Raw genomic sequence first — 25,901 nt, 5'->3', positions numbered from 1 at the left:
TTCCTCACTCGTCGATTCGCTTGTCAGTCGGCCAGATGGACGTCGAAGAGGTCTTCGGGCTTGGGGAGATCCGTGAGGTGGCGCGGATCCAGGTCCCAGACGCCGCGGCCCCGGCAGGTGAGTTCGGGCAGCGGCCCGTCGTCGCCCGGGGAGGGGCTGGCGGAGGGGTCCGGCGAGGGGTCCGGTGAGGGGGTCGGAGACGGTGCCGGGGCGACGAACGTGCAGAGCGGCTCGATCACGGCCGTGGCCCGCGCCTGCGCCTTCATGTTCTCGGTGCCGGGTACGACGGAGTCCCCCACGGGCCTGTTGGTCCGTGCCCCGACCTCGTAGCGCAGCGGGCCTACCGCGTTGCAGGCCAAAGCGGTGGCGTCGTTCTGTGACAGGAGTTGGTCGGCACGCAGGCACGAGCCGGAGACCGGGGCGTTGCCCTCGAAGACGTCCTGCCACTTGGTCGGGTCGAGCACGTCCAGCAGCCACTGGTCGGTGAGTTGCCTGCGGGCGTCGATGGCCGCCGCGAGGGCCGCCGAGTCGGCGGCGGTCTGGGCGCTGTTCCGGTTCACCGCCGCCTGGCCGACCGCGAAGTAGGCGAACGCGAGAAAGAGCAGGCCTCCCACTACCGTGATGTAGATCGGGAAGGCCTGCCCTGAGTCGCCGTAACGGCGCGGACGCATCACACGATCTTGTTGATCTGCGCGGTGATCTTGGTGAGGATCGTCTGGCCGATGCTGGTACCCGTGACCGCCAGCACGATCGCCACCACCACCGCGATGATCCCCAGGTACTCGACCGCGGTCTGCCCCCGGTCGTCGGCGCGGCGCTGCAGCGCGACAAGCATCCTCAGCATCCGGTCGCTCATGGTGCTCCCCTCCGGGTTCGGTTCCGATCCTCGCACCGTACGGCGGAACATACCCGTCCGTGGAGGGTCCCAGGACCCAAATCCGGACCCAGTTCACCCTGTTCATTCTCCCGCCACCCCCAGCCACTTGGCCGTCGCCCGGGCGCGGGTGGTGGTGTGGAGCTTGGCGAAGATGCGGTTGATGTGGTTCTTGACCGTCTTCTCGCTGATGAAGCAGACGGCGGCGATCTGCTGGTTGGTCATGCCGGACGCGATGAGGTCCATGATCTCCGCCTCCCTGCTGCTCAGTTGAAACCGGGACTTCGATGACTGTCCCACAGGAGATTGCAGTCGCGAAAGGCCTTTGGGGAGAAAATGTGTTGGGAGGGCTGGAAGTTCGGACTTTGCGTGTGCAGTTGCAGGCTCTCTGATATGGGCCAGCAACGCGTTCGTCGCGGTCGGTGTGAAGTGCGGACGGCCGCCGCCCACGTCCCGTACCGCCTGCGCGAGCTGTGCTGTCGTGAATTCGCCGTGGACCAGGTAGCCGGCCGCGCCCAGGCGCACCGCCTCCTGCACGATCTCCGTCTCGTCGCTGTACGTCAGCATCATGACCGGGGCCAGCCGCACCAGGTGCGGCAGCGCGGACATGCCGTCGACGCCGGGCATGCGGACGTCGAGCAGGACCACGTCGGGACGGACGCGCAGGGCCGCCTCCCAGGCCGCGCGGCCGTCCTCGGCCTCCGCCACCACCGTGAGGTCCTCCTGCGCGCCGAGGACCGCCGTCAGACCCGCGCGGATCACCGGGTTGTCGTCGGCCACCAGGACGCGCAGGGGCGGGGGCGGCGGCTCCTCGCGCTCCGCGAAGGGGTGGTGCGGCATCGGGGGGCCTCCTCCCTGCTTCGTCATGTCAGCGGTACCTCCAGTCGGACCTCGGTGCCCCCGTCGGTGGTCAGCCGCAGCCGCGCGCCGATCGCCGCGGCGCGTTCCGTCATGCCGAGCAGGCCGAAGTGGCCGCCGCGGCTGAGGTCTTCGAGGCTCGTGCCCGGGGGCAGACCCCGGCCGTCGTCCCGGACGGTGACCACCAGGTGGGTGGGTGTGGTCTGGGCCCGCACGCCGACCTTCGTCGCCCGTGCGTGGCGGTAGGCGTTCTCCAGAGCCTCCGCCGTGATGCCCAGCACCTGGCGGCGGGCGGCGGGGGCGAGGGCGAAGGGGCCGGCGGGACCCTCGTAGACGGCGGGGAGCGCCGTACGGGTGGTGAAGTCGTCCGCCAGGGAACGGAGTTCCGTCAGTACGTCGGACGTGCCGGCGTCCGTCGCGGTCCGCAGGTCCGCCAGCAGGCCCCGGGACTCCTTGGCCGCCTCGCGGGCCGCGTCCGCGACGCGCTCCGCCTGCTGCCGGATCAGCGCCGGGTCCAGGCGGTCCGGGGACGCGGCGGCCGACTCCGCGAGACCGTCGGCGATCAGTGCGACGCCGTAGAGGGTCTTGGTCACCGAGTCGTGCATCTCGCGGGCCAGGCGGGCGCGTTCGGCGCTCACCGCCTCCGCGGCGGCCAGCCGGGCGCGGGTCTCGGTGAGGGCCTCGGAGGCGGTGCCGAATCGGAGCATCAGGGTGCGCAGGGCGGAGCCCATCGCGCCGGTGATCACGCACAGGCCGGGCAGCAGGAGGTAGTCCGCCACGCCGGTGTGGCGCTCCAGCGTCTCCTCCACGACCAGGAGGATCACGGACTGCAGCGAGGCGAAGACCGCCGCCCCGCGCCAGCTGTAGAGGAGGCCGGCCAGCAGCGGGGTGCAGACGCTGACGTAGGCGAGGGTCGTGTCGGGGCCGGCGGACACCAGGAGGAAGGAGCCGAAGAGGGTGTCGACGGCCAGCAGGCCGGGGTGGCGCAGGAGCAGCGGGCCGAAGCGCTGCCAGTCACGGAAGAGGACGTAGGAGGCCATGAAGGTGACGACCACCGCCGAGCCGACCAGGCGGGTGCCGAGGCCGGGGGTGGCGTTGAGGAGGGCGGCGGGGGCGGCCACGGCGATCATCGCGAGGCGGAAGCCGAAGACCTGGCGGCCCATCGCGCGCAGCGCCCGGATCTCGACCTTGCCGTCGTCCTCCCGTACGGTCATCGCCCTCACCCCCTCCCCCGGCTACTTCCCCGTGACCGACCCGAAGTCGACCCCGGAGCCCAGCAGCAGGCCGGCGGCCAGCAGCAGCATGGTGGCCGGGACCATGAACGTGGTGATCATCAGCGTGGCCCTCGGCACCGCGCGGGCCGCCTTGCGGCGGGCGTTCTGGGCGTCCGTGCGGCGCATGTCCTTGGCCAGGGCGACCAGGGTCTCGACGATCGGCGCGCCCAGTTCCTCGCCCTGCTGCAGCGCCGTGACGAACCTCGCCACCTGTTCGGAGTCGTTGCGGCGGCGGAGTTCGGCGAAGGCCTGGCGGCGGCTCATGCCGAGGTCCAGCTGGCGCAGGGTGATGCGCAGTTCGTCCGCCCAGGGGCCCTCGTAGTGCGAGGAGACCCGGTCCAGGGCCTGCCGGAAGCCGAGGCCGGCGCTCACCACCACCGCGAGGACGTCGAGGAAGTCGGGCAGGGTGCGTTCGATGACGTCCTTGCGGATCCGCATCGCCGACCAGATGCCGACCTCCGTCCAGAACGCGCCGAAGAGCAGGAGCAGGACGGCCACCAGCCACTGGCCGCGCAGGAGGAAGACCAGGAAGCCGACGGCGCCCAGCGCGCCGTAGACCGCGCGGCGGGCCGCGTACCGGTCGATGGTCAGGCCGCCGGGGTTGCCCGCGAGGTCGATCCTGCGGCGGTACTTGGCGACCGTGCGCGGGCCCATCAGCCGCAGCACGGCCGGGGCGTAGCGCATGCCCATCCGGTCGATGAGGGAGTTGGCGGCGCCGGTGCGGGTGGCGCCGACCTCCAGGGCTATCGCGAGGTCTGAGGGGAGTTTCGCGTCCGCGCGGTACATCCGGACGCCGGCGAAGACGCCCCAGACGCCGAGGGCCATCAGGAGGGCCAGAAGCAGTGCCATGGTCGCGGGCCCCTATACGTCGATGCGGCTGAGACGGCGGATGAGGACGAAGCCCACGATGTACAGGCCGAACGCGACCAGGACCGCGGCCTGTCCGAGGGCGGTGCCGGTCATGCGGTCCAGCGTGTCGCCCTTGACCCCGTTCATCAGGAACAGCGCGCCGATGCCGAGCGCGGGCACGGCGTACGACGTCATCGTCACCTGGGAGAGCTGGGTGCGGATCTCGCGCCGGGTCTCCTTGCGCTCCTCCAGGGTCTCGGTGAGGTTGCGCAGGGCGGAGACGACCTGGCCGCCCGCCCGGTTGGAGAGCACGAGGGTGGTGACCAGGACGACCAGTTCGCGGGAGGGCAGCCGTTCGGCGAGTTCGCCGAGCGCGTCCTCCATGGAGTGGCCGATCGCCAACTGGTCGGCGACCTTGCCGAGTTCCTGGCCGGCCGGGGCCTCCAGCTCCTCCGCCGCCATGCCGATCGCGGTGCGCAGGGCGAGACCGGCCTGGGTGGCGTTGGCCAGGATGCGGGCGAGTTCAGGGAGTTGGGCGATGAAGCGCTCGATGCGCTTCTGGCGCTGCCAGTTGAGGAACTGCACGGCGGCGAAGACTCCGAGGAGGCCGGCGATCGGGCCGAAGAAGGGGGCCAGGGCGGCCTGGCCGACGAGCCAGAGGGCCACCACGACGGCGAGCATGTAGACGAAGAACTCGCCGGGCGTCACGTCCAGGCCGGTCGCCGCGAGCCGGAGTTCCAGCCGCCTGCCGAGCCCCGTGCCGCGCAGCCGCCGGTCCAGGGTGCGGAAGCGGCGCCGGCGGCCGGCGGGCGGGGCCTGGCCGGTGTAGGAGAGCCGGTCCACCAGGGCGGCGCGCTGGGCCCGGCCGGAGGCCCAGGTGTGCAGGCCCACCACGGCCAGCAGGCAGGTCAGCAGGGTGACGCCGGTGGTGAGGACGACGAGGTCGTGGAGGGTCATGGCCTACCTCGCTTCTCGGGTGGTGAGCTGCTCGACGTGCTGGGCCACGCCGAAGGCCTGCGGGATCGGCTGGCCCGCCATGTAGAGGCGGTCGGCGGTGCGGCGCGGGAGCGGGAAGTACCGGAAGGCGCCGTGCACATGGCCGTCGTGGGTCATGGGCCGGGCCTCGAAGCGGGCCGTCGTCGCCAGCCGGTAGGGCTCGCTGCCGTGGCTGTCCAGTACGGCGATCTCGGTGATCCGGCGGGCGCCGTCCGCGAACCGGGTCAGCTGGACGATGACCTCGACCGCGCTGTTGATCTGGTCGTGCAGGGCGATGAAGGGGACCTCGACGTCCGACATGGAGGCCAGCGTCTGGAGCCGGGTCAGGGCGTCCTCGGCGCTGTTGGCGTGGACGGTGGCGAGCGAGCCGTCGTGGCCGGTGGACATGGCCTGGAGCATGTCCAGGGACTCGCCGCCGCGGACCTCGCCGACCACGATCCGGTCGGGGCGCATCCGCAGCGAGTTGCGGACCAGGTCGCGGATGGTGACCTGGCCCTTGCCCTCGACGTTCGCCGGGCGGGACTCCAGCCGGACCACGTGCGACTGCTGGAGCTGGAGTTCGGCGGAGTCCTCGATGGTGATGATGCGTTCGTGGGCCGGGATCAGCCCGGAGAGGGCGTTGAGCAGGGTGGTCTTCCCGGTGCCGGTGGCGCCGGAGACGATGATGTTGAACTTCGCCTGCACCAGGCCGGCCAGCAGGTACACCATGTGCTCGTCCAGCGAGCCGAAGCCGATCAGCTCCTGGAGGGTGAAGGAGCGCGGGAAGCGGCGGATGGTGAGGACGGGGCCGGTCAGGGAGAGCGGCGGGATGATCACGTTGACGCGTTCGCCGGAGGGCAGGCGGGCGTCCACCATCGGATTGGACTCGTCCACGCGGCGGTTGACGGTGGAGACGATCCGCTCGATGGTCTGCATCAGCTGGTCCGCGGAGGCGAACCGCAGCGGCAGCTGCTCCACCCGGCCGCCGCGCTCGACGAAGATCGCGTCGGCGCCGTTGACCATGATCTCGGTGATCGACGCGTCTTCGAGGAGCGGCTCCAGGATGCCGAGGCCGAGGGCCTCGTCGACGACCCGGCGGATCAGCTGGGAGCGTTCGGCGGTCGACAGCACCGGGCCCTCGCGGCTGATGATGTGCCCGAGGACGCGTTCCAGGCGGGCCCGGCGCTCGGCGGCGGCCAGCGCGCTCATCTCCGCGAGGTCGATCTCCTCCAGGAGCTTGGCCCGGTAGGAGGAGACCAGATGGCCGTCCTCACCCCGGCTGCCGTGCTCCTCGGGGGAGTTGATCCGTGCCCGCAGGCTCATGGTTGCCGTGCTCCTCGTTCAGTGGTCGACGGGCATCGTGGCGGACTTGGTGGCGTTGCCGAGGTCCGCCCAGAGGATCTTCGGGATGTGGACGGTGGCGGTGACGGTGACGGTGTCGCCGCCGCCGGAGGTCGCGCAGCTCACGCCGAGGCCGGCCGCGGCGGAGCAGGCGGCGCCGACGTCCTGCCGCAGCGAGGCGGCTCTGGCGCCGGCGCGGGCCGCCGTTCCGGCCTGTTCGGCGGCGTAGGCGACGGCGCCGAGCTGGATGCCGGCCAGGCCGACGATGAGCAGGACGGGGATGAACCCGAGGTACTCGACGGCCACTTGGCCCCTGTCGTGCCGTCCGCGGTGCGTCACTGCTTCACCTCCTCCACGGTGCCGGCGTGGCCGTGCACCGTGACGGGGAAGTCGATCGAGCCGGGGAAGAGGACCGGGACGCGCAGGTAGACGTCCGCGGTCACCATGCCGGTGCCGCCGCACTGTCTCACCTCGGCGCCCTGGCGCCAGGAGCCGGAGAGGTCCTCCAGGGCGGCGCGCTGACAGGCGGCGAACCGTTGTCCCGGCGGGACCGCCGTGCCGGCCCGCACGCCCTCGTCGGCGGCGTTCCCGGCGAGCGTGAAGGCGTAGCCGACGAGGACGGCCTGCCACATGAGCACCAGGGTGAGGATGATGATCGGGGTCATGCCGAGGAGCTCTATGGAGACCTGGCCGCGGTCGCGGGGGGAGCCGGTGGGTCGTGGGCCGGGTGCGGGCCGGTGGGGGCGGGTCGCGCAGTTCCCCGCGCCCCTTCTGGGCGCTTCCCCGCGGGGCCTGGCAAGGACGCACCCCGCTGAAGCGCGCCCAAGGGGCGCGGGGAACTGCGCGCTCGGCCCCCACACACCCGCACCCGTCCCACGGCCCGCCCCGCGCATCCTCACGGCAGCTCCTTCCGTCGCCGGAATCCGACCGCCGCCCGCTCCCCGCCGCGGGCCCGGGCCGCGGTCCGGCGCGGCACCGTGCCCTCCGCCGTGCGGACCAGGCCCAGCTCGCCCGCCAGGGCCCACAGCGCCTGCTTCACCGTGCTCCGGGCGTCCAGTTCGTGCATGCGCCCCGCGTCGACCGCGCCCTGGAGTTCCTTGAAGTTGGCGGGGATCGCCGTCCCGGCCAGCGCGGTGCCGGTGATCCGCTGGATCAGCGGCGGCTGGATCTCGGTCCCCCTGGTGTGCCGGTTGACCACCACCGTCGTCTCCTCGGCCTTGCGGATCTGCAGCCGGTCCCACATCCGCACCGTCCGCTTGGCGGCGCGTACGGCGACCACGTCGGGCGTGGTGACCAGGAGGGCCAGGTCGGCGGTCTCCACGGCCGCCGCGCCCGCGCCGCCGAGCTGGGCTCCGCAGTCGACGACCACGATCTCGTAGCGGGAGCGCAGGGCGCTGAGGATCTGGCGGGCGGCCCGGTCGGTGACCTCCTCACCGCGCTCGCCCTCGGCGGGCGCGAGGAGCAGGGCGAGCCCGGAGTCGTGCCGGAAGACGGCCTCGGCCATCACCCGGGGCGAGATGTCGCCCACGGCGGCCAGGTCGGCGACCGAGCGGCGGAACTGGACGTCCAGGTAGGAGGCGACGTCCCCGGTCTGGAGGTCGAGGTCGACCAGGGCGGTGGAGTGGCCGGAGGCCTGCGCGGCGAGGGCGACCTGGATCGCCACCAGGGTCGCGCCGGTGCCGCCCTTGGCTCCGCTGACGGTGACGACGGTCCCGCCGACGCCGGCGAACGCGTCGGCGCCGTGGCCGAGATGGCGCCGTACGCCGGTGGACCACTGGGCGACCGCCTGGACGCGGCCGGCCAGTTCCTCGTAGCTCATGGGGAGCCCGACCAGGCCGCGGGCGCCGGAGTCCATCGCGGCGGCGAACAGGCCGGGGCTGGTGTCGGTGGTGACGAGGACGACGCCGACCGCCGGGAAGCGCAGGGCGACCTCGCGGATCAGTTCCAGCGCCGGGACCGGGCCGATGCGTTCGTGGACGACGACGACCTCGGGGAGTTCGTCGACGGACTCGGCGGCGAACCGGGCCAGGGTGTCGACGAGTTGGGTGGAGTCGACGACGGGCGGCAGCGGTTCGCAGTCCGGGAGCTGGCTGAGCAGGGACATGAGGGAGCGGACGGCGTCCGCGTCACCGACGGCGGGGAGGATCCTGATGGGCATGCGAGGCGCCTCTCACTTGTCCGTCGCGAGTTCGTAGGTGCGGTCCTTGTCCGGCACCGTGGTGGTCGTGCCGGGCGCGACCAGGGCGAGCCGGACCCGCTGGGCGAAGGACTCCGCGTAGGTGAGGCGCTGGGCGTCGAGCGTGGACAGCGCGAAGGTGATGGGGACGGCGTCGCTGGGCTGCTGGTTGCGGTTGTCCGGGTCGACGTAGCTGAGCTGGGCGCCGACGTCCAGGACCCGGGCGTTGGTCACGACGATCTTCGACTGGTCGGGGTCGCTCTGCTGCTTGCCCTGGAAGGTGGCGTAGACGTTGACCAGCGAGCCGGGGGTGATCTTGCCGGCCACTCCGGTGGCCGCGTCGATCATGATCGCGACCTCCTGCTCGCCGGCCTTCAGGGCGGGCTGGTCCACGATCATGTCGGACTGGAGCAGGGAGCCCTTCTTCAGGGTGGTGACCGCGATCTTGCCCTGGATCGCGCCGAGGCTGGTGACGGCGTTGGCGGACAGCCACCGCTCGGGCATCTCGACCTTCTGGAACTGGTCGGCGCTCAGTGTCGTGTACGGCTTGACGTCCGACCGGACCTTGTACGCGGTGACCTTGGGGCCGACCTCGGACTTCGCGTTGTCGATGACCGAGAGCACGCCGGCGAACGCGCCGAGCGCGCAGATCACCGACAGGATCAGGAGTATCACGCCGCGGCGCTGACGGGAGTTCATGGACCGTGCGACCTCATCGGGGAAGCGGGGAAGTGGGGAACCGATCGGTGGGTGGTACGGGTCAGGCGGGCGCCGTCCGGTGTTCCAGCGCGCGGTGCGCGGGCGGGTCGTAGTCGGGCGGGGTGGCGGAGCAGAAGACGCAGCGGTCGCCGATGACGTCGATGCCGCACCAGTGGCAGCTGGTCTGCCGTACCGAGGTGACCAGTTGGTAGAGGACCGACAGGTCGGCGAGGTAGCTGGTGAACTCGATCATCCGGCCGGTGCCCCACCAGAGGGAGGACTCGGCCGGCAGCGGCGTCTCACGCAGCCCGTACGAGCCCCAGGACTTGGCGAGATCGCCGATCCACTCGGACTGCAGCTGGCCGCGGGCGACCAGCATCCAGGTGCTGAACTCGGGTCCGGTCAGGGTCGTGTCCGGGCCGACCCGGACCAGTTGCGGGACGGGATGGGCGACGACCGCGAACTGGGTGCCGGGCATCCAGGACTTGGCGTGCGCCTTGAGGGTGACCGGGACCCGGTCCAGCTTGGCGACCGAGCCGAGGACGGCGCCGGAGTGGATGTAGTGGGTGAGCAGCCGGCCGGCCGAGGCGAGGACGCCGGGGCTGAGGTCGCAGGAGGCCAACTGCCGCAGCTGGCGGGCCAGTACGGCGATGCCGAGGGGCGGCAGGTCGGGCCGGAACAGGGCGATCCGGTCGCTCTCCAGCAGGCCGCGCAGGGTGTGCAGGCGCCGCGTGACGGCGTCGGGCACGGCGGCGGAGCAGACGACGATCATGTGTCCGTGCTGTTCGAGGAGGGCCGTGACCTCGGCGAGGGTCTGGTCGAGGGGGCGCCGGTCCAGGTCCCGGAGCACGACCGCGGGCACGGTCCGCTCGTCCTGCACCGGCAGCGCCATGTCGGCGCTGGTCACGGCAATGGCAGTTGGCACGCGCAGCTCCCCGCTCTTCACACCCCGGCGGCCCACCGGTGTTACTCCAATGAGCCGGGACGACTTCATTGCGTGACTACCTCAGCACTGTAACCACGCCTCTGTGGCCGGAGAACAGCGTTTGTCCAGCTGTCTGGGATCCGTGACCATACAAGGTGCGCCAAATCGGGACAGGTTGAGCATATGTCCGGGGTCTGATCCGGTCAGCGGCGCGAGGGAATTTGGTCTGGACCTATTGACACGTGAATTGGTCTGGACCACCTTGATTGTCATGCCCAGACTCATCCCCCGACTCGTGTCCCGGCATGCCGGACAGCGAGGTATCCGAACCTGGTCTGCCGTGGCCGCGCTCGCCACGGCACTCGCGATGGCAGGCCTGGCCTCCTCCCCGGCCGCCGCGGCCGACGTCAACAACGTGAAGAACGCCGGCTTCGAGTCGGCCCTCGCCAACTGGACCTGCTCCGGGGCCAGCGGCACCACCGTCTCCTCCCCCGTCCACTCCGGCGCCGCCGCCCTGAAGGCGACCCCGGCCGGGCAGGACTACGCCCAGTGCAGCCAGACGGTGGCGGTGAAGGCCAACTCCACCTACACGCTGAGCGCGTGGGTCCAGGGTTCCTACACCTACCTCGGCGTCACCGGCACCGGCACCACGGACGTGTCGACCTGGACCCCGAACACGGCCTGGACGCAGCTGTCGACGACCTTCACCACGGGCGCCTCGACCACCTCGGTGACGGTCTGGACGCACGGCTGGTACGGCCAGGCCGCCTACTACGCCGACGACTTCTCGGTCTTCGGCCCCGACGGCGGCGGCGGTTCCGACCCGGCCCCGACCGTCCCCGCGACCCCGGCCGGCCTCGCCGTCTCCGGCACCACCTCGTCCTCCGCGTCGCTGTCGTGGAACGCGGTGTCGGGCGCGACCGGTTACAACGTCTACCGCAACGGCACCAAGGTCACCGCGGTCACCGGCGCCTCGGCCACGGTCACCGGCCTGGCCGCCTCGACGTCGTACTCCTTCCAGGTCACGGCGACCAACTCGGCGGGTGAGTCCGGCAAGTCGTCGGCGGTGACGGCGACCACGACGGCCTCCGGCGGCAACGGCGGCGGCACGCTGCCCAAGCACGCGGTGACGGGCTACTGGCAGAACTTCAACAACGGCGCGACCGTCCAGAAGATCTCCGACGTGCCCTCCTCCTACGACATCATCGCCGTCGCCTTCGCGGACGCGACCGGCACGCCGGGCGCGGTCAGCTTCAGCCTCGACTCGGCCGGGCTCGGCGGGTACTCGGTCGACCAGTTCAAGGCCGACATCAAGGCCAAGCAGGCGGCCGGCAAGAAGGTCGTCATCTCGATCGGCGGCCAGAACGGCACCATCTCGGTGAGCGACTCGTCCTCCGCGACGAACTTCGCCAACTCGGTCTACTCGCTGATGCAGACGTACGGCTTCGACGGCGTCGACATCGACCTGGAGAACGGCATCAACGCGACCTACATGTCGCAGGCGCTGCGCTCGCTGTCGTCCAAGGCCGGCTCGTCGCTGATCATCACGATGGCCCCGCAGACGATCGACATGCAGTCGACGTCCAACGGGTACTTCCAGACGGCCCTGAACGTCAAGGACATCCTCACGGTCGTCAACATGCAGTACTACAACAGCGGTTCCATGCTGGGCTGCGACGGCAAGGTGTACAGCCAGGGCTCGGTGGACTTCCTCACCGCGCTGGCCTGCATCCAGCTCCAGGGCGGGCTCAGCCCCTCCCAGGTGGGTCTGGGCCTGCCGGCGTCGACCAGCGCGGCGGGCGGCGGCTACGTCTCGCCGACGGTGGTCAACAACGCCCTGGACTGCCTGACCAAGCTCACCAACTGCGGTTCGTTCAAGCCGTCGAAGGCCTATCCCGACCTGCGCGGCGCGATGACCTGGTCGACGAACTGGGACGCGTCCTCGGGCAACGCCTGGTCCAACTCGGTCGGAGCGCACGTCCACGCACTGCCGTAACTCCTCCGACAGGCGCGGGGCCGCACCGATGCGCGGCCCCGCCGGGGACGGGATCCCACCACGCCGCTCCCGTCCCCGCGTGCGGGCCGCGACGCCCCCCATCGCCGCGGCCCGCACGGCACGCCCCGTTCACCCGTACTGGATCCTGATCCTCGCCCCGTCCCCGGCCGCGCCGTCCCGCACGTCGACGTACGCGCACACCTGCCGGGTGAACCACAGTCCGTGCCCGGGCTCGGGCTCGCCGTCCGCCGGCGGCACGAACCCGGCGAGCGGGTCCGCGACCGCCCGGCACAGCCGCAGCTCGCAGACGCAGGCGGGCGCCTCGCCCCAGGCGACGAAGTCGACGACCGGCCCGTGGGCGGCGGCGGCCGCCGCGACGGCCCGCGCGAACAGCTCCGCGTCCGCGGCCGCCAGCCCCTGCTCCCGCGACCAGGCGCCCACCGACTCCGCGGCCGCCAGCCGGACGACCGTCCGCGGCGGCGGCGCCAGCGGTACGGCGTCCAGCTCGCGCACCAGCACCGGCGGCTGTTCGTACACGCCGCTGCCCGGGTGGGCGCGGCGGGCCGCGTCCACGACGGCCGCTCCCGCCGTCCGGGTGTCGTACGCGCACAGGACGGTGGTGGCGAACGGCGCGAACAGCAGGTTGGCGAGCGACTCGTAGCGGATCCACTCGGCGCTCTCGCGCGCCGAACGCCCGGCCCGGCCCGCCCAGTCGGGCTCCATGACGAGGTGGATGCGGCCGCCGGGCCCGGCGTGCGCGGCGAGGAATCCGGCGCCCTGGGCCACGGCGTTGGCGGCGGTCCCGGTGTACCAGTCGGTGTGGTCGACGAACCCGACCTCCTTCGCGTCGGGGCCGAGCGCGTCCCGCAGGGCGGCCAGCAGCCCGGGGGCGGCGATCGCGACCGGCGGGGGCTCACCGGGCGCGGCGAGGCCCTCGGCGAGGAAGGGCAGCGCGGCCGCGACGAACGCGTCGTGCGAGCCGTACACGGCCATCCGGTGGTCGAAGCGCCCCTGGGGCGCGCCGGTGCGCGCGCTCGTGCTGGTGCTCATCGGGTCTCCTGTGCGTCAGCGCCGGGCGACACCCGGCGGCGAGCCGGGTGCCACGGCCCGGCCCCGGCGGCGCGCCGGTCCGCCCGCGACCGGCCGACCCCGTCCCGGCCGTGCGTCCGTCCGTGTGTCCACGGTCTCCCGCCGGACGGGTGACGCGCACCCCGGTGTCACGCGGGCGGGTGCACTTCGGTGGGGGTCTCCTGCGGTCAGGGGTAAAGGCGTAAACTGCGCGGCTTTTCGGCGCGGCCGGTCCCACGGCCGGTTTTACCATCTTGACCTGTTCATGTCATTCCTTGGACGATGAGCGGCACCCGCACAGCGTCCGCACGACAACTGCACAGATACGTCGCACTGAACCACCCCCACCTCCCCCAGGAGACTTCATGCGACTTCGCATGCGCGGCTCCGGCAGCCGCGGCCGGACCGCCGTACTCGGCGCCCTGCTGGCCCTCGCCCTCGCGGCCCCCGTCTCGGCGGCGGGCGGCCACGCGGCCGCGGACGGCGCGCGCCCGGCGCCGTCCTCCGCCGACGACGTCCGGCAGTACGAGATCCACCGGAGCACCACCCCCGTGACCCGCGCGGCCATCCAGCGGACCGGCGTCACCGTGGACGAGGCCGACGAGGAGACGGTGGTCGTCTCCGGACGGGCCTCGCAGATCGCCGCACTGAAGCGCCTCGGCTACGAGGTCACCCCGCTCGGCGCGGCCCCCGACCGGTCCACCGCCGCCGACGGACTGCGCCTGTTCGACTTCCCGACGGCCGACGCGAAGTACCACAACTACGCGGAGGCGAACGCCGAGATCGACCAGCGCATCGCCGCCTACCCCGCCATCATGAGCAAACGGGTGATCGGCAGGTCGTACCAGGGCCGGGACATCGTCGCCGTCAAGGTCAGCGACAACGTGGCGACGGACGAGAACGAGCCCGAGGTCCTCCTCACCTTCCACCAGCACGCGCGCGAGCACCTCACGGTGGAGATGGCGCTGTACCTGCTGCGCGAACTGGGCGCGGGGTACGCCACCGACTCCCGGGTGCGGAACATCGTCGACAGCCGGGAGATCTGGATCGTGCCGGACCTCAACCCGGACGGCGGCGAGTACGACATCGCCACCGGCTCCTACCGGTCGTGGCGCAAGAACCGGCAGCCCAACTCCGGCTCCTCGTACGTCGGTACGGACCTGAACCGGAACTGGAACCACAAGTGGGGCTGCTGCGGCGGGTCCTCGGGCAGCACCTCCGCGGAGACCTACCGGGGCGCGGCCGCCGAGTCGGCGCCCGAGGTGAAGGTCGTCGCCGACTTCGTGCGCGGCCGGGTCGTCGGCGGCAAGCAGCAGATCAAGGCCGGGATCGACTTCCACACGTACAGCGAACTGGTGCTGTGGCCCTACGGGTACACGACGGCCGACACCGCGACCGGGATGACCGCGGACGACGCGGCCGCCTTCAAGGCCGTGGGGCGCAAGATGGCGGCCAGCAACGGCTACACGCCGGAGCAGTCCAGCGACCTGTACATCACGGACGGATCGATCGACGACTATCTCTGGGGCACCCAGAAGATCTTCGACTTCACGTTCGAGATGTACCCGACGTCCAGTTCGTCGGGCGGGTTCTATCCGCCCGACGAGGTGATCGAACGGGAGACCTCCAGGAACCGGGACGCGGTGTTCCAGTTGCTGGAGAACGCGGACTGCATGTACCGGTCGATCGGCAAGGAGGCCCAGTACTGCGGCTAGGGCGTGTTGCGAAAGTCCCGTCGTTCGCCCGGAGGGCGGGCCGCGCGGCGTCAGGTGCGTGCTCTCGGCGTGCCGGGCGGAAGTCCTCGTACTGGATGTACTTGGGCTTTCGCCCGGTGCGGCGAGAGTGCGTGCATGGCGTCGCGCGGCAGGCGGGACTTTCGCAACACGCCCTAGGCGGCCACGGAACAGAGGCCGGGGCCGCCCGCCCGTGCCGGACTACTTCTCGTCGCGGACCTCGTCCTCGACCCGGTCTCCGGCCCCGGCACCGGTCTCGGTGTCGGCCTCGGTCTCGGCGTCGGCTTCCGTCTTCTCCTCCGGCTCCGGGGCGTCCGCCGCTTCCTCGCCGTCCTCGAAGTACGCGTCCAGGACGGCGTCCAGGTCGTCCTCCCACTCCTTGAAGCGGGACCGGGACGTCGCCTCGATCTCGATGGGGTACCAGCGGCGCTCCGGCGTGTGGACGGTGATCGTGAACCGCTTCCCGAAGCGCGGTGCCTCGGTCTCGATCGCGCCGATCTCGTCCCAGCGGAACTCGCAGTTCTCCTCGTCGAGGGCGAGGCGTACGCCCTGGCGGTCGGCCACTATCCGGGCGCGCCGGTCGGAGGCCTCGAAGCGGGGACCGCCGGCGGCCTCCTCCTCGTCGTCCTCGTCCGCCGTGGCGCCGTCCTTCGCGGCCCGGTCACCGGTCACGTCCCCGGCCGCGGACGCCGGTTCGGCCGTGTCCTGCACGTCCTCGGCCTTCTCCGCCCCGGCGGCCTCCGCCTCGGCGTCCGCCGGGCCGGCGGACACGGGCGAGGTGAGCCCGGGGATGAAGGCCGGGTCGAATCCGGCGCCTTCCAGGGGCTGGCTGTTGGCTCCTATGCGCTGCTCCACAGCGGGCAGTATGGTCCAAGAACCTGTGCCGGACACAGCCAGCCCCGACTTCGTTATCAGACGCCTACACGAACAGGCTGAGCACCGCCGCGACCGCGAACCCGGCCACCGAGAGGACCGTCTCCAGCACGGTCCAGGTCTTCAGCGTGTCGCGCTCGCTGATGCCGAAGTACTTGGCGACCATCCAGAAGCCGCCGTCGTTGACGTGCGAGGCGAAGATGGAGCCCGCCGAGACGGCCATGATGACCAGGGCGACGAAGGCCTGGGAGTGGTGGCCCTCGCTCAGCAGCGGGGCGACGATGCCGGCCGTGGTCACGATCGCCACCGTCGCCGAGCCCTGCGCGACCCGCAGCACCACGGAGATCAGGTACGAGAGCACGATCACCGGCAGGCCCACGCCGTGGAAGGTGTCGGACAGGGCCTGGGCGACCCCGCTCGCCTTCAGCACGGCGCCGAAGATCCCGCCGGCGCCGACCACCAGCAGGATGTTGCCGACCGGCTTGAGGGACGCGGTGGACACCGTCTCCAGGGACTTGCGGGACCAGCCGCGCCGGATGCCCAGCAGGTAGTAGGCGAGCACCAGCGCGATGGTGAGGGCGACCATCGGCGTACCGAAGAACTCGATCACCGAGCGGCCGGTGGAGGGGTCGAGCGCGATGGAGGAGAAGGTCGCGGCGAGGATCAGGACCAGGGGCGTGCCGATGATGGCGAGGACCGTGCCGAGCGCGACGGGCTTCTCCTGCGGCTCGACGCCGGACGCCCGCTGCTCGGCCAGCACGGCCTGCCTGGCCTCGTCGGCCGCCTCGACCATGTCCTGCGGTACGGCGACGAAGATCCGGCGGCCGATCCAGGCCGAGTACGCCCAGGCGGCCAGCACCGCGGGGACGCCGCAGACGACGCCCATGAGGATGACCCAGCCGAGGTCGACGTGGAGCAGGGCGGCGGCCGCCACCGGCCCGGGGTGCGGAGGCAGGAAGGCGTGGGTCATGGACAGACCGGCGAGCAGCGGGAGGCAGTACAGCAGGATCGACCTGCCGCCGCGCTTGGCGGCCGCGTAGACGAGCGGGGCCAGCACGAAGATGCCGACGTCGAAGAAGACCGGGATGCCGAAGATGAGTCCGGTCAGGCCCATGGCGAGCGGCGCCCGCTTCTCCCCGAAGAAGCCGAGGAGCCGTCCGGCCAGCACCTCGGCCCCGCCGCTGACTTCGAGGATCGCGCCGAGCATGGTGCCAAGACCGATGATGATCGCGACGTGGCCGAGGATGCCGCCCATGCCGGACTCGATGGTGGAGACGGCGTCCGAGCGCTGGACGGTGCCGAAGAGTTCGGTGACCGAGAGACCGGCCAGCAGGCCGACGGCTATGGAGACGGCGAGCAGGGCGACGAAGGGCTGCAGCCGCGCCTTGATGATGAGGAAGAGCAGCAGGGCGATGCCGATGGCGGCGACGGTGAGGAGACCGGCGGTGCCGTCGAGGAGGAGGAGCAGGCCTCCGGTGTGGGGTGGCGCGGCGGGTGCGGGAGCGGCGAGAGGCAGGGACGGCATGGGGGTCCTCTTCGTAGGAACATCGTGCTTTCGGGCAGGGGGGATCGCGGTACGGCGCCCGGGGCGGGCGCCGTACCGTGACCGGTGTGCGGTGTGCGGGCGGCGCGGAGATCGCGCCGGGGATCAGGCGTCGAGGACGGCGAGGGCGTCGATCTCGATGAGGAGGCCCGCGGGCAGCCCGACGTAGACGGTCGTGCGGGCGGCGGGCGGGGCGGTGAGGCCCTGCTCCTCGAAGTAGGTGTTGTAGATGCCGTTCATCTCGGCGAAGTGGTCGACGTCCGTCAGGTAGACGCGGATCATCATGACGTCGTCCCAGGAGGCGCCGCCCTCCTCCAGGATCGCCTTGACGTTGGCGAGGGTCTGGAGGGTCTGCTCGCGCAGCGTCGGGCCCGCCGGGGTCGGGGGCTTGCCCTCCTCGGCGGGCAGGAAGCCGACCTGGCCGGCGACCTGGAGGATGTTGCCCTTGCGCACGCCGTGGGAGAACTTGGCGGGCGGGGTGGTGTGGGTCGAGGGGGTGAGGGCGGTCTTCTCGGTCATCAGGGGGTTTCCTTAGGGGGCTTCCTTGATCGGGGTTCTGCCGGAGTACTCGCCGCTGATCGCGTCCGCGGTACGGCGCACCTGCGGGAGCAGGGTGAGGAGTTCGTCGGCGGTGACGACGACGTTGGGCGCGGAGACCGACATCGCGGCGACGACCCGGCCGTCGGCGCCGCGGATGGGGGCCGCGACGCAGTTGATGGACTCCTCGTGGCCACCGAGGTCGGTGGCCCAGCCCTGTTCGCGCACCTTGGCCAGCTCCTTGCGGAAGGCCTCCGCGTTCGGTGTCGAACGGGCCGTGTACATGGGGTAGTCGAGCTTGTCGGCGAGGGCCCGCCGCTCGGGCTCGGGCAGGTCGGCCAGGAGCAGCTTGGCGACGGCGGCCACGGTGATGGCCACCGGTTTGCCGATCCGGGAGTACATGCGCACCGGGTAGCGGCTCTCGACCTTGTCGATGTACAGGACCTCGCCCTCCTCGAACACCGCGAGGTGCACGGTGTGCCCGCAGGCCTCGTTGAGCCGGGCCAGGTGGGGGTGGGCGATCTCGCGGATGTCGAGGTTCTCCATGGCCTCCTGGGCGAGCGCGAAGAGCCGGGCGCCCAGGCGGTAGCGCTGGTCGGACTGGCGGTAGACGAGCCCGTGTTCGTGGAGGGTGCGCAGCAGCCGCAGCGCGGTCGACTTGTGGACGCCGAGGCGCTCGGCGACCCGGCCGAGGTCGGCGGGCCCCTCGGCGAGCAGCGGCAGGATGCTGAGCGCGCGGTCGACGGTCTGGCTCATGGGGTGCGTACCTCCTCTTCGGCCGGGTCGGCTTCGGTCCAGCCGGGGCCGAGTCGAAGTCTCTCCCACCGGCCGGTGTCCAGGACGGTCAGCCGGTCGGCGGTGTCGCGGGCGGGCGGCGGGGCGAGGTCGGCGGAGGCGGTCAGGGCGGCGGCGGCGAAGAGGTGGCCGAGCCGCAGCGTCCGCCGCAGCGGCAGGCCGCGCAGGATCCCGGAGAGGAACCCGGCGGCGAAGGCGTCCCCGGCACCGACGGGGGCGACGACGTCGACGACGGGGGCGGGTTCGAAGGTCCCCGCGGACGCGGACGCGGAGGCGGAGGCGGCCGGGATCTCACGCACCGGTGTCGGCACGCGCGCGGGTGCGTGGCGGTCCGCGGCCGCGCCGCCGGCCGCGACCGGCGCCCACGACACCGCTCCCGCACCTTCACCCTCGCCTACGCCTTCGCCCGCGCCCTCGCCCTCGCCCTCGCCGGAGACGAACGCCACCGCTCCCGCGGCCCCTTGCTTGACGACCAGCACCCGCGGTTCCGGCAGCAGCGCGCGGACCGCCCCGGGGCCGCCCGTCACCCCCCAGGCCTCCTCGGCCTCGTCCTCTCCGACGAACACGATGTCGGCGCGGCGCGCCAGTTCCAGCAGGACCTCCGGTCCCTCGCCCGAACCCCACAGTCCGCGCCGGTAGTTGACGTCGAAGGACAGCACCGGCCGGTCCGCCGCGGGAGCCGTCAGCTCCCGCAGCAGGTCCAGGCAGCCGCCGGACAGCGCGGCCGTGATCCCGGACAGGTGCAGCACCCGCCCCGCCCGTACGGCCGCCAGGTCCACCGTGCGTGCCGACATCGCGGACGCGGCCGACCCGGCCCGGTAGTAGGCGACCTCGTGCGCGTCCGTCGCCCGGTCCCCGGCGGTACGGAAGTAGACCCCCGTCGGCCGCGCCGGATCCCGTTCCACGTGCCGGACGTCGACGCCGTAGGAGGCCACCGTCTCGACGAGGTGGTCGCCGAACCCGTCCGTGCCGGCCCTGCTGACCCACCGCACGGCGTGGCCGGCGGCGGCCAGCGCGCACGCCACGTTGGACTCCGCGCCGCCGATCGCCCGGTCGAAGGACGGCACGTCGGCGAGGCGTCCCGGCCGGGTGGGCAGGAACGTGACCATGGACTCGCCGAGCGCGACGACGTCCACGCCGGCCACGACGTCAGCGGCGTCAGCAGCGTCCGCGGCGTCAACGGGATCCGTGGCCTTCACGATGGTCGTGGCTCCTCGTCGTATCGGGTCGCTGCGGGCTCCATTGACCCGGCGTTGGCGTGGATGTTAGACAGCGGTAAGCGATATACGCAATGGACGTTGCAGAGAATGCAACCGACTGGATCAGGGAGGCTTCCGTGTCCTTCGACACCGGCACCGACGCGCTCGCCCGACTCGCCGAGGAACGCGTCGACCACCGCTTCAAGGGCCTCCCGCCGGACGCCGACGGCCTGACGGTCGGCGAGCTGACCGCCCAGCGCCGCAACCTCTTCACGGACGGCTTCGCCACGCCCGTGCTGGCCCTCTCCGCCGAGCGCCTGGAGCACAATCTCGCGCTGATGGAGACGTACACCGCACGGCACGGCCTGGTCTTCGCCCCGCACGGCAAGACCTCCATGGCACCGCAGCTCTTCCGGCGCCAGATCGAGCACGGCGCGTGGGGCATCACGCTCGCCGTCCCGCACCAGGTACGGGTGGCCCGCGCCTTCGGCACCCGCCGGATCTTCCTCGCGAACGAGCTGGTGGACGCCCCGGCGCTGCGCTGGATCGCCGCCGAGCTGGAGCGCGACGCGGAGTTCCGCTTCGTCTGCTACGTCGACTCCGTGCGCGGCGCGGAGCTGATGGACGCGGCGCTGAAGGGGACCGGCTCCCGGCCCGTCGACGTCGTCGTGGAGCTGGCCGCAGGCGAGGGCGCCAGGACCGGCGTGCGCGGCGAGGCGGAGTGCGTGGCGGTCGCGGACGCGGTGGCCGCCGCGGAGACGCTGCGGCTGGTGGGCGTCGCCGGGTACGAGGGCGAGGTCCCGCAGGCCGACCCCGAGCGGGTGCACGCCTACCTGCGCCGGCTCGTCGGGCTCGCCGTGGACCTCGACGCGGCCGGGTACTTCGCCGGCACCGACGAGATCGTGGTCAGCGCGGGCGGCAGCGCCTGGTTCGACGCGGTCGCCGACGTCTTCGCCGGCATCCCCGCGCTCTCCCTGCCGGTGCTGAAGCTGCTGCGGTCCGGCGCCTACGTCTCGCACGACGAGGGCCGCTACCGCGAGGTCACCCCGTTCAACCGCGTCCCCGAGGAGGGCGCGCTGGAGCCGGCCTTCCGGCTGTGGGCGCAGATCGTCTCCCGGCCCTCGGCGGAGCAGGCCTTCGCCAACGCGGGCAAGCGGGACGCGGCCTACGACCTGGACCTCCCCTCCGCGCGGGCGATCCGCCGGGACGGCACCGAGCGCCCGGCGACCGGGGTGACGGTCACCGGCCTGTCCGACCAGCACGCCTGGCTCGCCACCACCCCCGAGGCCGACCTCCAGGTCGGCGACTGGGTGGGCCTGGGTCTCTCGCACCCGTGCACGTCGTTCGACAAGTGGCAGCTGATCCCGGTCGCCGAGGCGGACGGTACGGTCGTCGACTACGTCCGCACGTTCTTCTAGGAGGGGTCGTGGAGGATCTGGTCATCCGGGACGCCGACGTCGTCGACGGCAGCGGCGCGCCCTCCTACCGTGCGGACGTGGTCGTCGACGACGGCCGGATCACCGCCGTCGTCAAGGAGGCCGCGGCGGCGGGCTGCCAGCGCCCGCGCGCGGTGCGCGAGCTGGACGCCGAGGGCCTGGTCCTCTCCCCCGGCTTCATCGACATGCACGCCCACAGCGACCTGGCGCTGCTGCGCGACCCCGACCACAGCGCCAAGGCCGCACAGGGGGTCACCCTGGAGGTGCTGGGCCAGGACGGGCTGTCGTACGCCCCCGTCGACGACCGCACCCTCGCCGAGGTGCGCCGGGCCATCACCGGCTGGAACGGCCACGGCGACGACGTCGACTTCGACTGGCGCTCGGTCGGCGAGTACCTGGACCGGCTGGACCGGGGCATCGCCGTCAACGCGGCCTATCTGATCCCCCAGGGCACGGTCCGCGCGCTGGCCGTCGGCTGGGAGGACCGCGCCGCGACCCCGGCCGAGCTGGAGCGGATGCGCCGGCTGGTGGCCGAGGGCATGGAACAGGGCGCGGTCGGCATGTCCTCCGGTCTCACCTACACGCCCGGCATGTACGCCCCGGACACCGAACTGGCCGAGCTGTGCCGGGTGGTGGCGTCCTACGGCGGCTACTACTGCCCGCACCACCGCTCCTACGGGGCGGGCGCCCTGGAGGCGTACCGGGAGATGGTGGCGCTGACCCGGGAGGCGGGCTGCTCCCTGCACCTGGCGCACGCCACGATGAACTTCGGCGTGAACCGGGGCCGGGCGCCCGAGCTGCTCGCGCTGCTGGACCGGGCCCTCGCGGACGGCGCCGACATCACGCTGGACACCTACCCCTACACCCCGGGCAGCACGACCCTGGCGGCGATGCTGCCGAGCTGGGCGAACGAGGGCGGCCCCGACGCGGTCCTGGACCGGCTCGCGGACGACGGGACGGCCGAGCGGATCCGCCACCACCTGGAGTCGGTCGGCTCGGACGGCTGCCACGGCGTGCCCATCGAGTGGGACACGATCGAGATCTCCGGCGTGGCCGATCCGGCGCTGGCGGACTTCGTGGGCCGTACGGTCGAGGAGTCGGCGCGGCGGCGCGGCGAGCCTCCGTGGGCCACGGCCCGCCGCCTGCTGCTGGCGGACCGGCTGGCCACTTCCATCCTCCAGCACGTCGGCCACGAGGAGAACGTCCGCGCGATCATGCGCCACCGCGTCCACACCGGCGGCTCGGACGGCATCCTCCAGGGCAGCAAGCCCCACCCGCGCGCCTGGGGCACCTTCCCGCACTACCTCGGCCACTACGTACGGGAGTTGGGAGTCCTCACCCTGGAGGAGTGCGTCGCCCACCTCACCGGGCGCCCCGCGGCCCGGCTGCGCCTGCCGGACCGCGGACTCGTCCGCGAGGGCCACCGGGCCGACCTCGTGCTCTTCGACCCGGCGACGGTGGCGGCGGGCTCGACGTTCGAGAACCCGCGCAGACTCCCGACGGGCATCCCGCACGTCCTGATCGACGGCCGCTTCGTGATGGAGGACGGCCACAGGACGGACGTACTGGCCGGACGGGCCGTCCGCCGGACTCCCTAGCCGCCCTCGCGGAACGTCACGGCTTCGGCAGCGTGCACCCGCTCGCGTTCAGGTTGAGCACGTTCCCCGTCGTGAAGCACGCCGGGATGATGTACGTCTCCTCCGCGTAGTTGATGCCCTGCCGGACCGTGACGTTCCCGTTCGCGTCCACCTCGCACGGGTTGTCGACCGTGCAGCGCTGCCCGTCCTCGTTGCCGGTGTTGTTGACGGCGACGACCTGCCCGGTGGCGGTGTCGACCACCGGCGAACCCGAGGTGCCGCCGATCGTGTCGCAGGCGGAGGTGTAGCGGACCGAGTCCTTCCAGGTCCAGTCGCCCTCCTTCAGGCGGTACACGAACCCGTCGATGTTGCAGCTGTAGATCGTCTTCCAGTAGCCGGAGACGACCTTGATGGCGGTGCCGGCGACGGGGTGCGCGCTGCTGACGGTCAGCGGGCTGATGCCGTAGGAGCTCTTGATCGCCGCGTACGTCGTGGTGGTGCGGTAGATCGTGACGTCCGTGTCGGTCATCGTCGAGTAGACGACCCGGTTGGCGCGGAGCGTGGCGACCTTGGTGCCCGCGGAGTTCAGCAGGCCGAAGGTCCGGCTGGAGGACTGGTTGGTGATGACCTCGCCGGGGTCGGGGAACCCGGTCTCCAGGCAGTGGCCGTTGGTGAGCACGAGCGCCGGGTCGCTGTCCGCGGAGTTCGGGAAGCGTATGACGGAGCCGGAGCAGTTGCTGAGCGAGACGGTGCCGGCGAAGGTGACGGTCACCGCGGCGGCCGCCTTCGGCGGCGCGTCGGCCTTGGCCGCGGGTGCGGCGACCGCCGGTGCCACGCCCATCCCGGTGATGGCCAGGGAGGCGAGCGCGGCGACGAGAGGCTTGTTCATGTGGGGGTCCCCTCTATACGACGAGGGTGACCGGAGATCTTCCGGTCACCCGCATTATTGTCATGCACATTTTCAGCACAGGAGGATGAGGGGACAACACGCAGTTTCCGGCCGGACCTGCCGGGGCCTTCCGACCGGGATGACGGTGAATCACCGCTTCTGGTCGGCCCGTCGCACCGATCGCGCGGCGAACGGGACGTGGCCGGAAAACGGCCCGCCGCTCAGCGGTGGTGGCCGCCGCCCCCGCCGTGCCCGTGCCCCGGCCGCCAGGACCAGCCGCCCCCGGTGGACGGCGTGGGCGCCTGCGTCACCGAGGGCGTGGCGACGGCGGGGCGGGAGGGTGCGGGCGACGGCGGGGCGCTGGTGTGCGCGGGCGCGTCGGCGGACGGCGGGGCGCTGACCGGCGCCGTGGTTCCGGCGGCCGTCGACGCGGCCACGACCGGAGCCGCCGGTGCCGTGGCCTGCGTGGCCGAGGATCCGCTCGGACCCGCCTCGTCCGGTGTGCCGGCCGGTGTCCCGTCCGCCGCGGGCCGCGCGTCGCCGCGGCCGTCCCGCGCGCCGTCGGGCGACGCGGCGGGAGCGGGCGAGGAGGCGGGCAGCACGGCGAGACCGGCGATCAGGGCCGCCACGGAGGCGGCGCCCAGCGCGCCGACGGCGACCACGACCCGCTTCGACCGCCGGCCCGGCGTGTCGCGGGCGGCCCGCCGCCGCTCCGCCCGGCCCGGTCCCGGCTGCTCGGGAACGCCGGCGGAGATCCGGGGCAGCTCGCGCGTCTCGTCGTAGGCGTTGAGCCAGCCGTGCGCGGACGCCGGATCCCCGAACTCCTCGTACGCGGGGGCCGGTCCGCCCTCGGAGTGGTAGAGGCTGGCGGGTCCGGTCGCTTCGTCGGCAGGTCTCGGCATGGACGCGGATTCTAGGAGGGAAGGGGCCGACGAGACAGCTACCGGCGATAACAGGCCAAACCGTCGGCGCCCCGCGCGCGACGCTCCGTGTCTCACGTGGTGGAAAACACGACGCAACGAGCGTTACCGCACCGTAAGCTCACCGGCATGCAGGTGATCCAGTCGACCAAGCTCGCCAACGTCTGTTACGAGATCCGGGGCCCGGTTCTCGAGGAGGCGATGCGGCTAGAGGCGGCGGGACACCGCATCCTCAAGCTCAACACCGGCAACCCGGCCGCCTTCGGCTTCGACTGCCCGCCGGAGATCCTGGAGGACATCCTCCGCAACGTCTCCTCGGCGCACGGCTACGGGGACGCCAAGGGCCTGCTGGCGGCCCGGCGCGCGGTCGTCATGCACAACCAGACCCTCGGCATCGAGACCGACGTCGAGCACGTCTACATCGGCAACGGCGTCTCCGAGCTGATCGTGATGGCGATGCAGGGCCTGCTGGACGACGGCGACGAGGTCCTCGTACCGGCACCGGACTACCCCCTGTGGACGGCGGCCGTCTCGCTCTCCGGCGGCACCGCGGTCCACTACCGCTGCGACGAGCAGTCGGACTGGATGCCCGACCTCGCCGACGTCGAGCGCAAGGTCACCGACCGCACCAAGGCGATCGTCATCATCAACCCGAACAACCCGACCGGCGCGGTGTACGACGAGGCGATGCTGCGCGGGCTGACCGACATCGCCCGCCGCCACAACCTGCTGGTCTGCTCGGACGAGATCTACGACAAGATCCTCTACGACGGTGCCACGCACACCCCGACCGCGGCGATCGCCCCGGACCTGCTCACGCTCACCTTCAACGGCATGTCCAAGGCCTACCGGGTGGCCGGCTACCGGGTCGGCTGGATGGCCATCTCCGGTCCGCGCGCGCACGCCGACTCCTACATCGAGGGTCTGACGATCCTGGCGAACATGCGGCTGTGCGCGAACATGCCCGGCCAGCACGGCGTCGTGGCCGCGCTCAGCGGACGCCAGACGATCGACGACCTGGTGCTCCCCGGCGGCCGCCTGAAGGAGCAGGTGGACACCGCGTACGAGCTGCTCACCCAGATCCCGGGCGTGACCTGCGTCCGGCCCAAGGGCGCCCTCTACCTCTTCCCGCGCCTGGACCCCCAGGTCTTCAAGATCAAGGACGACCGGCAGATGGTCCTGGACCTGCTCCGGCAGGAGAAGATCATGGTCGTCCAGGGCACCGGCTTCAACTGGCCGGAGCCGGATCACTTCCGGGTGGTGACCCTGCCGTCGGTCGGCGACCTGCGGGACGCGGTCACCCGGATCGGCCGGTTCCTGGACGGCTACGGGCAGCCGTAGCCGGTCCACGCACGGTGAACAGG

Annotated in this window: 25 protein-coding genes; 5 read left to right on the top strand and 20 right to left on the bottom strand. The window is 72.1% G+C overall.

The genetic code is table 11. The features are described 5' to 3' along the window. Positions 1–23: 23 nt before the first annotated feature. From ACIQOE_RS16770 to ACIQOE_RS16715, 12 genes are all read right to left on the bottom strand, one after another. The gene (locus ACIQOE_RS16770; RefSeq protein ID WP_365563267.1) at positions 24–671 is read right to left on the bottom strand and encodes a pilus assembly protein TadG-related protein; all 648 of its coding nucleotides are present in this window, start codon (positions 669–671) and stop codon (positions 24–26) included. Beyond that, positions 671–856, bottom strand: a complete 186-nt coding sequence (locus tag ACIQOE_RS16765) for a hypothetical protein (RefSeq protein WP_351318768.1) — start codon at positions 854–856, stop codon at positions 671–673. The genes ACIQOE_RS16770 and ACIQOE_RS16765 overlap by 1 nt, the downstream gene beginning before the upstream one ends. A gap of 102 nt (positions 857–958) precedes the next feature. Then, complete coding sequence (locus ACIQOE_RS16760; RefSeq protein ID WP_401412102.1) at positions 959–1,714, bottom strand: response regulator; 756 nt, start codon at positions 1,712–1,714, stop codon at positions 959–961. A 23-nt stretch (positions 1,715–1,737) separates the two neighbouring features. Then, positions 1,738–2,946, bottom strand: coding sequence for a sensor histidine kinase (locus ACIQOE_RS16755; RefSeq protein ID WP_401412099.1), 1,209 nt, complete (start codon positions 2,944–2,946; stop codon positions 1,738–1,740). 21 nt (positions 2,947–2,967) lie between these two features. After that, positions 2,968–3,855, bottom strand: a complete 888-nt coding sequence (locus tag ACIQOE_RS16750; RefSeq protein ID WP_401412097.1) for a DUF5936 domain-containing protein — start codon at positions 3,853–3,855, stop codon at positions 2,968–2,970. 12 nt (positions 3,856–3,867) lie between these two features. Next, positions 3,868–4,812, bottom strand: a complete 945-nt coding sequence (locus ACIQOE_RS16745; RefSeq protein WP_351318760.1) for a type II secretion system F family protein — start codon at positions 4,810–4,812, stop codon at positions 3,868–3,870. Positions 4,813–4,815: 3 nt separating this feature from the next. Beyond that, positions 4,816–6,153: a CpaF family protein gene (locus ACIQOE_RS16740; protein WP_401412095.1), complete on the bottom strand. Its 1,338-nt coding sequence runs from the start codon at positions 6,151–6,153 to the stop codon at positions 4,816–4,818. An 18-nt stretch (positions 6,154–6,171) separates the two neighbouring features. Continuing rightward, positions 6,172–6,510, bottom strand: coding sequence for a TadE/TadG family type IV pilus assembly protein (locus ACIQOE_RS16735; RefSeq protein ID WP_401412093.1), 339 nt, complete (start codon positions 6,508–6,510; stop codon positions 6,172–6,174). Then, the gene (locus tag ACIQOE_RS16730) at positions 6,507–6,836 is read right to left on the bottom strand and encodes a pilus assembly protein (RefSeq protein ID WP_351318754.1); all 330 of its coding nucleotides are present in this window, start codon (positions 6,834–6,836) and stop codon (positions 6,507–6,509) included. The genes ACIQOE_RS16735 and ACIQOE_RS16730 overlap by 4 nt, the downstream gene beginning before the upstream one ends. Positions 6,837–7,066: 230 nt before the next feature. Further along, positions 7,067–8,329, bottom strand: coding sequence for an AAA family ATPase (locus ACIQOE_RS16725; RefSeq protein WP_351318752.1), 1,263 nt, complete (start codon positions 8,327–8,329; stop codon positions 7,067–7,069). A gap of 12 nt (positions 8,330–8,341) precedes the next feature. Next, positions 8,342–9,046: a Flp pilus assembly protein CpaB gene (cpaB, locus tag ACIQOE_RS16720; protein ID WP_351318750.1), complete on the bottom strand. Its 705-nt coding sequence runs from the start codon at positions 9,044–9,046 to the stop codon at positions 8,342–8,344. A 61-nt stretch (positions 9,047–9,107) separates the two neighbouring features. Next, positions 9,108–10,040: a hypothetical protein gene (locus tag ACIQOE_RS16715; RefSeq protein ID WP_362643987.1), complete on the bottom strand. Its 933-nt coding sequence runs from the start codon at positions 10,038–10,040 to the stop codon at positions 9,108–9,110. Between the two features lie 202 nt (positions 10,041–10,242). Between ACIQOE_RS16715 and ACIQOE_RS16710 the strand changes: the two genes are divergently transcribed. Beyond that, the gene (locus tag ACIQOE_RS16710) at positions 10,243–11,967 is read left to right on the top strand and encodes a glycoside hydrolase family 18 protein (protein ID WP_351318748.1); all 1,725 of its coding nucleotides are present in this window, start codon (positions 10,243–10,245) and stop codon (positions 11,965–11,967) included. A 129-nt stretch (positions 11,968–12,096) separates the two neighbouring features. Here the strand turns inward: ACIQOE_RS16710 and ACIQOE_RS16705 are convergent, their stop codons facing one another. After that, positions 12,097–13,017, bottom strand: a complete 921-nt coding sequence (locus ACIQOE_RS16705; RefSeq protein ID WP_365563281.1) for an MEDS domain-containing protein — start codon at positions 13,015–13,017, stop codon at positions 12,097–12,099. A 383-nt stretch (positions 13,018–13,400) separates the two neighbouring features. Between ACIQOE_RS16705 and ACIQOE_RS16700 the strand changes: the two genes are divergently transcribed. Then, positions 13,401–14,750, top strand: a complete 1,350-nt coding sequence (locus tag ACIQOE_RS16700; protein ID WP_399012323.1) for a M14 family metallopeptidase — start codon at positions 13,401–13,403, stop codon at positions 14,748–14,750. A gap of 219 nt (positions 14,751–14,969) precedes the next feature. Here ACIQOE_RS16700 and ACIQOE_RS16695 read toward each other — a convergent pair whose 3' ends face one another. From ACIQOE_RS16695 to ACIQOE_RS16675, 5 genes are all read right to left on the bottom strand, one after another. Next, positions 14,970–15,623, bottom strand: a complete 654-nt coding sequence (locus ACIQOE_RS16695) for a hypothetical protein (protein WP_401412089.1) — start codon at positions 15,621–15,623, stop codon at positions 14,970–14,972. Positions 15,624–15,687: 64 nt separating this feature from the next. Then, on the bottom strand, positions 15,688–17,166 hold the full coding sequence (locus ACIQOE_RS16690; protein ID WP_351318740.1) for a gluconate:H+ symporter: 1,479 nt from the start codon (positions 17,164–17,166) through the stop codon (positions 15,688–15,690). A gap of 123 nt (positions 17,167–17,289) precedes the next feature. Then, a complete protein-coding gene (locus tag ACIQOE_RS16685) occupies positions 17,290–17,703 on the bottom strand; it encodes a RidA family protein (RefSeq protein ID WP_351934484.1) in 414 nt (137 codons plus the stop codon). Positions 17,704–17,715: 12 nt separating this feature from the next. Beyond that, positions 17,716–18,477, bottom strand: coding sequence for an IclR family transcriptional regulator (locus ACIQOE_RS16680; protein WP_351318736.1), 762 nt, complete (start codon positions 18,475–18,477; stop codon positions 17,716–17,718). Continuing rightward, positions 18,474–19,625, bottom strand: coding sequence for a sugar kinase (locus ACIQOE_RS16675; protein ID WP_401412536.1), 1,152 nt, complete (start codon positions 19,623–19,625; stop codon positions 18,474–18,476). Before ACIQOE_RS16675 ends, ACIQOE_RS16680 begins: the two co-directional genes overlap by 4 nt. Positions 19,626–19,807: 182 nt before the next feature. Between ACIQOE_RS16675 and ACIQOE_RS16670 the strand changes: the two genes are divergently transcribed. Further along, positions 19,808–21,133, top strand: coding sequence for an alanine racemase (locus ACIQOE_RS16670; protein ID WP_401412085.1), 1,326 nt, complete (start codon positions 19,808–19,810; stop codon positions 21,131–21,133). Between the two features lie 8 nt (positions 21,134–21,141). Then, complete coding sequence (locus ACIQOE_RS16665; protein WP_351318730.1) at positions 21,142–22,749, top strand: D-aminoacylase; 1,608 nt, start codon at positions 21,142–21,144, stop codon at positions 22,747–22,749. Between the two features lie 16 nt (positions 22,750–22,765). Here ACIQOE_RS16665 and ACIQOE_RS16660 read toward each other — a convergent pair whose 3' ends face one another. Both ACIQOE_RS16660 and ACIQOE_RS16655 read right to left on the bottom strand, forming a co-directional pair. Then, the gene (locus ACIQOE_RS16660) at positions 22,766–23,617 is read right to left on the bottom strand and encodes a serine protease (protein ID WP_365563298.1); all 852 of its coding nucleotides are present in this window, start codon (positions 23,615–23,617) and stop codon (positions 22,766–22,768) included. Positions 23,618–23,838: 221 nt separating this feature from the next. Continuing rightward, complete coding sequence (locus tag ACIQOE_RS16655) at positions 23,839–24,519, bottom strand: hypothetical protein (RefSeq protein ID WP_401412082.1); 681 nt, start codon at positions 24,517–24,519, stop codon at positions 23,839–23,841. Positions 24,520–24,666: 147 nt separating this feature from the next. On the opposite strand from ACIQOE_RS16655, the gene ACIQOE_RS16650 reads away from it, so the two are divergent. Continuing rightward, positions 24,667–25,878, top strand: a complete 1,212-nt coding sequence (locus tag ACIQOE_RS16650) for a pyridoxal phosphate-dependent aminotransferase (RefSeq protein ID WP_351318724.1) — start codon at positions 24,667–24,669, stop codon at positions 25,876–25,878. The last annotated feature ends 23 nt before the right edge of the window (positions 25,879–25,901 follow it).

The organism is Streptomyces sp. NPDC091282 (genome assembly GCF_044757385.1).
GTDB lineage: Bacteria > Actinomycetota > Actinomycetes > Streptomycetales > Streptomycetaceae > Streptomyces > Streptomyces gramineus.
The sequence above is the reverse complement of the archived record's forward strand: the minus strand, read 5'-3'. Positions and strand labels throughout refer to the sequence as shown.

Coding starts and splice junctions, on each gene's coding strand:
- ACIQOE_RS16770 (WP_365563267.1), bottom strand. CDS start 671: ATGCGTCCGCGCCGTTACGGCGACTCAGGGCAGGCCTTCCCGATCTAC.
- ACIQOE_RS16765 (WP_351318768.1), bottom strand. CDS start 856: ATGAGCGACCGGATGCTGAGGATGCTTGTCGCGCTGCAGCGCCGCGCC.
- ACIQOE_RS16760 (WP_401412102.1), bottom strand. CDS start 1,714: ATGCCGCACCACCCCTTCGCGGAGCGCGAGGAGCCGCCGCCCCCGCCC.
- ACIQOE_RS16755 (WP_401412099.1), bottom strand. CDS start 2,946: ATGACCGTACGGGAGGACGACGGCAAGGTCGAGATCCGGGCGCTGCGC.
- ACIQOE_RS16750 (WP_401412097.1), bottom strand. CDS start 3,855: ATGGCACTGCTTCTGGCCCTCCTGATGGCCCTCGGCGTCTGGGGCGTC.
- ACIQOE_RS16745 (WP_351318760.1), bottom strand. CDS start 4,812: ATGACCCTCCACGACCTCGTCGTCCTCACCACCGGCGTCACCCTGCTG.
- ACIQOE_RS16740 (WP_401412095.1), bottom strand. CDS start 6,153: ATGAGCCTGCGGGCACGGATCAACTCCCCCGAGGAGCACGGCAGCCGG.
- ACIQOE_RS16730 (WP_351318754.1), bottom strand. CDS start 6,836: ATGACCCCGATCATCATCCTCACCCTGGTGCTCATGTGGCAGGCCGTC.
- ACIQOE_RS16725 (WP_351318752.1), bottom strand. CDS start 8,329: ATGCCCATCAGGATCCTCCCCGCCGTCGGTGACGCGGACGCCGTCCGC.
- cpaB (WP_351318750.1), bottom strand. CDS start 9,046: ATGAACTCCCGTCAGCGCCGCGGCGTGATACTCCTGATCCTGTCGGTG.
- ACIQOE_RS16715 (WP_362643987.1), bottom strand. CDS start 10,040: ATGAAGTCGTCCCGGCTCATTGGAGTAACACCGGTGGGCCGCCGGGGT.
- ACIQOE_RS16710 (WP_351318748.1), top strand. CDS start 10,243: ATGCCCAGACTCATCCCCCGACTCGTGTCCCGGCATGCCGGACAGCGA.
- ACIQOE_RS16705 (WP_365563281.1), bottom strand. CDS start 13,017: ATGAGCACCAGCACGAGCGCGCGCACCGGCGCGCCCCAGGGGCGCTTC.
- ACIQOE_RS16700 (WP_399012323.1), top strand. CDS start 13,401: ATGCGACTTCGCATGCGCGGCTCCGGCAGCCGCGGCCGGACCGCCGTA.
- ACIQOE_RS16690 (WP_351318740.1), bottom strand. CDS start 17,166: ATGCCGTCCCTGCCTCTCGCCGCTCCCGCACCCGCCGCGCCACCCCAC.
- ACIQOE_RS16685 (WP_351934484.1), bottom strand. CDS start 17,703: ATGACCGAGAAGACCGCCCTCACCCCCTCGACCCACACCACCCCGCCC.
- ACIQOE_RS16680 (WP_351318736.1), bottom strand. CDS start 18,477: ATGAGCCAGACCGTCGACCGCGCGCTCAGCATCCTGCCGCTGCTCGCC.
- ACIQOE_RS16675 (WP_401412536.1), bottom strand. CDS start 19,625: ATGGTCACGTTCCTGCCCACCCGGCCGGGACGCCTCGCCGACGTGCCG.
- ACIQOE_RS16670 (WP_401412085.1), top strand. CDS start 19,808: ATGGACGTTGCAGAGAATGCAACCGACTGGATCAGGGAGGCTTCCGTG.
- ACIQOE_RS16660 (WP_365563298.1), bottom strand. CDS start 23,617: ATGAACAAGCCTCTCGTCGCCGCGCTCGCCTCCCTGGCCATCACCGGG.
- ACIQOE_RS16655 (WP_401412082.1), bottom strand. CDS start 24,519: ATGCCGAGACCTGCCGACGAAGCGACCGGACCCGCCAGCCTCTACCAC.
- ACIQOE_RS16650 (WP_351318724.1), top strand. CDS start 24,667: ATGCAGGTGATCCAGTCGACCAAGCTCGCCAACGTCTGTTACGAGATC.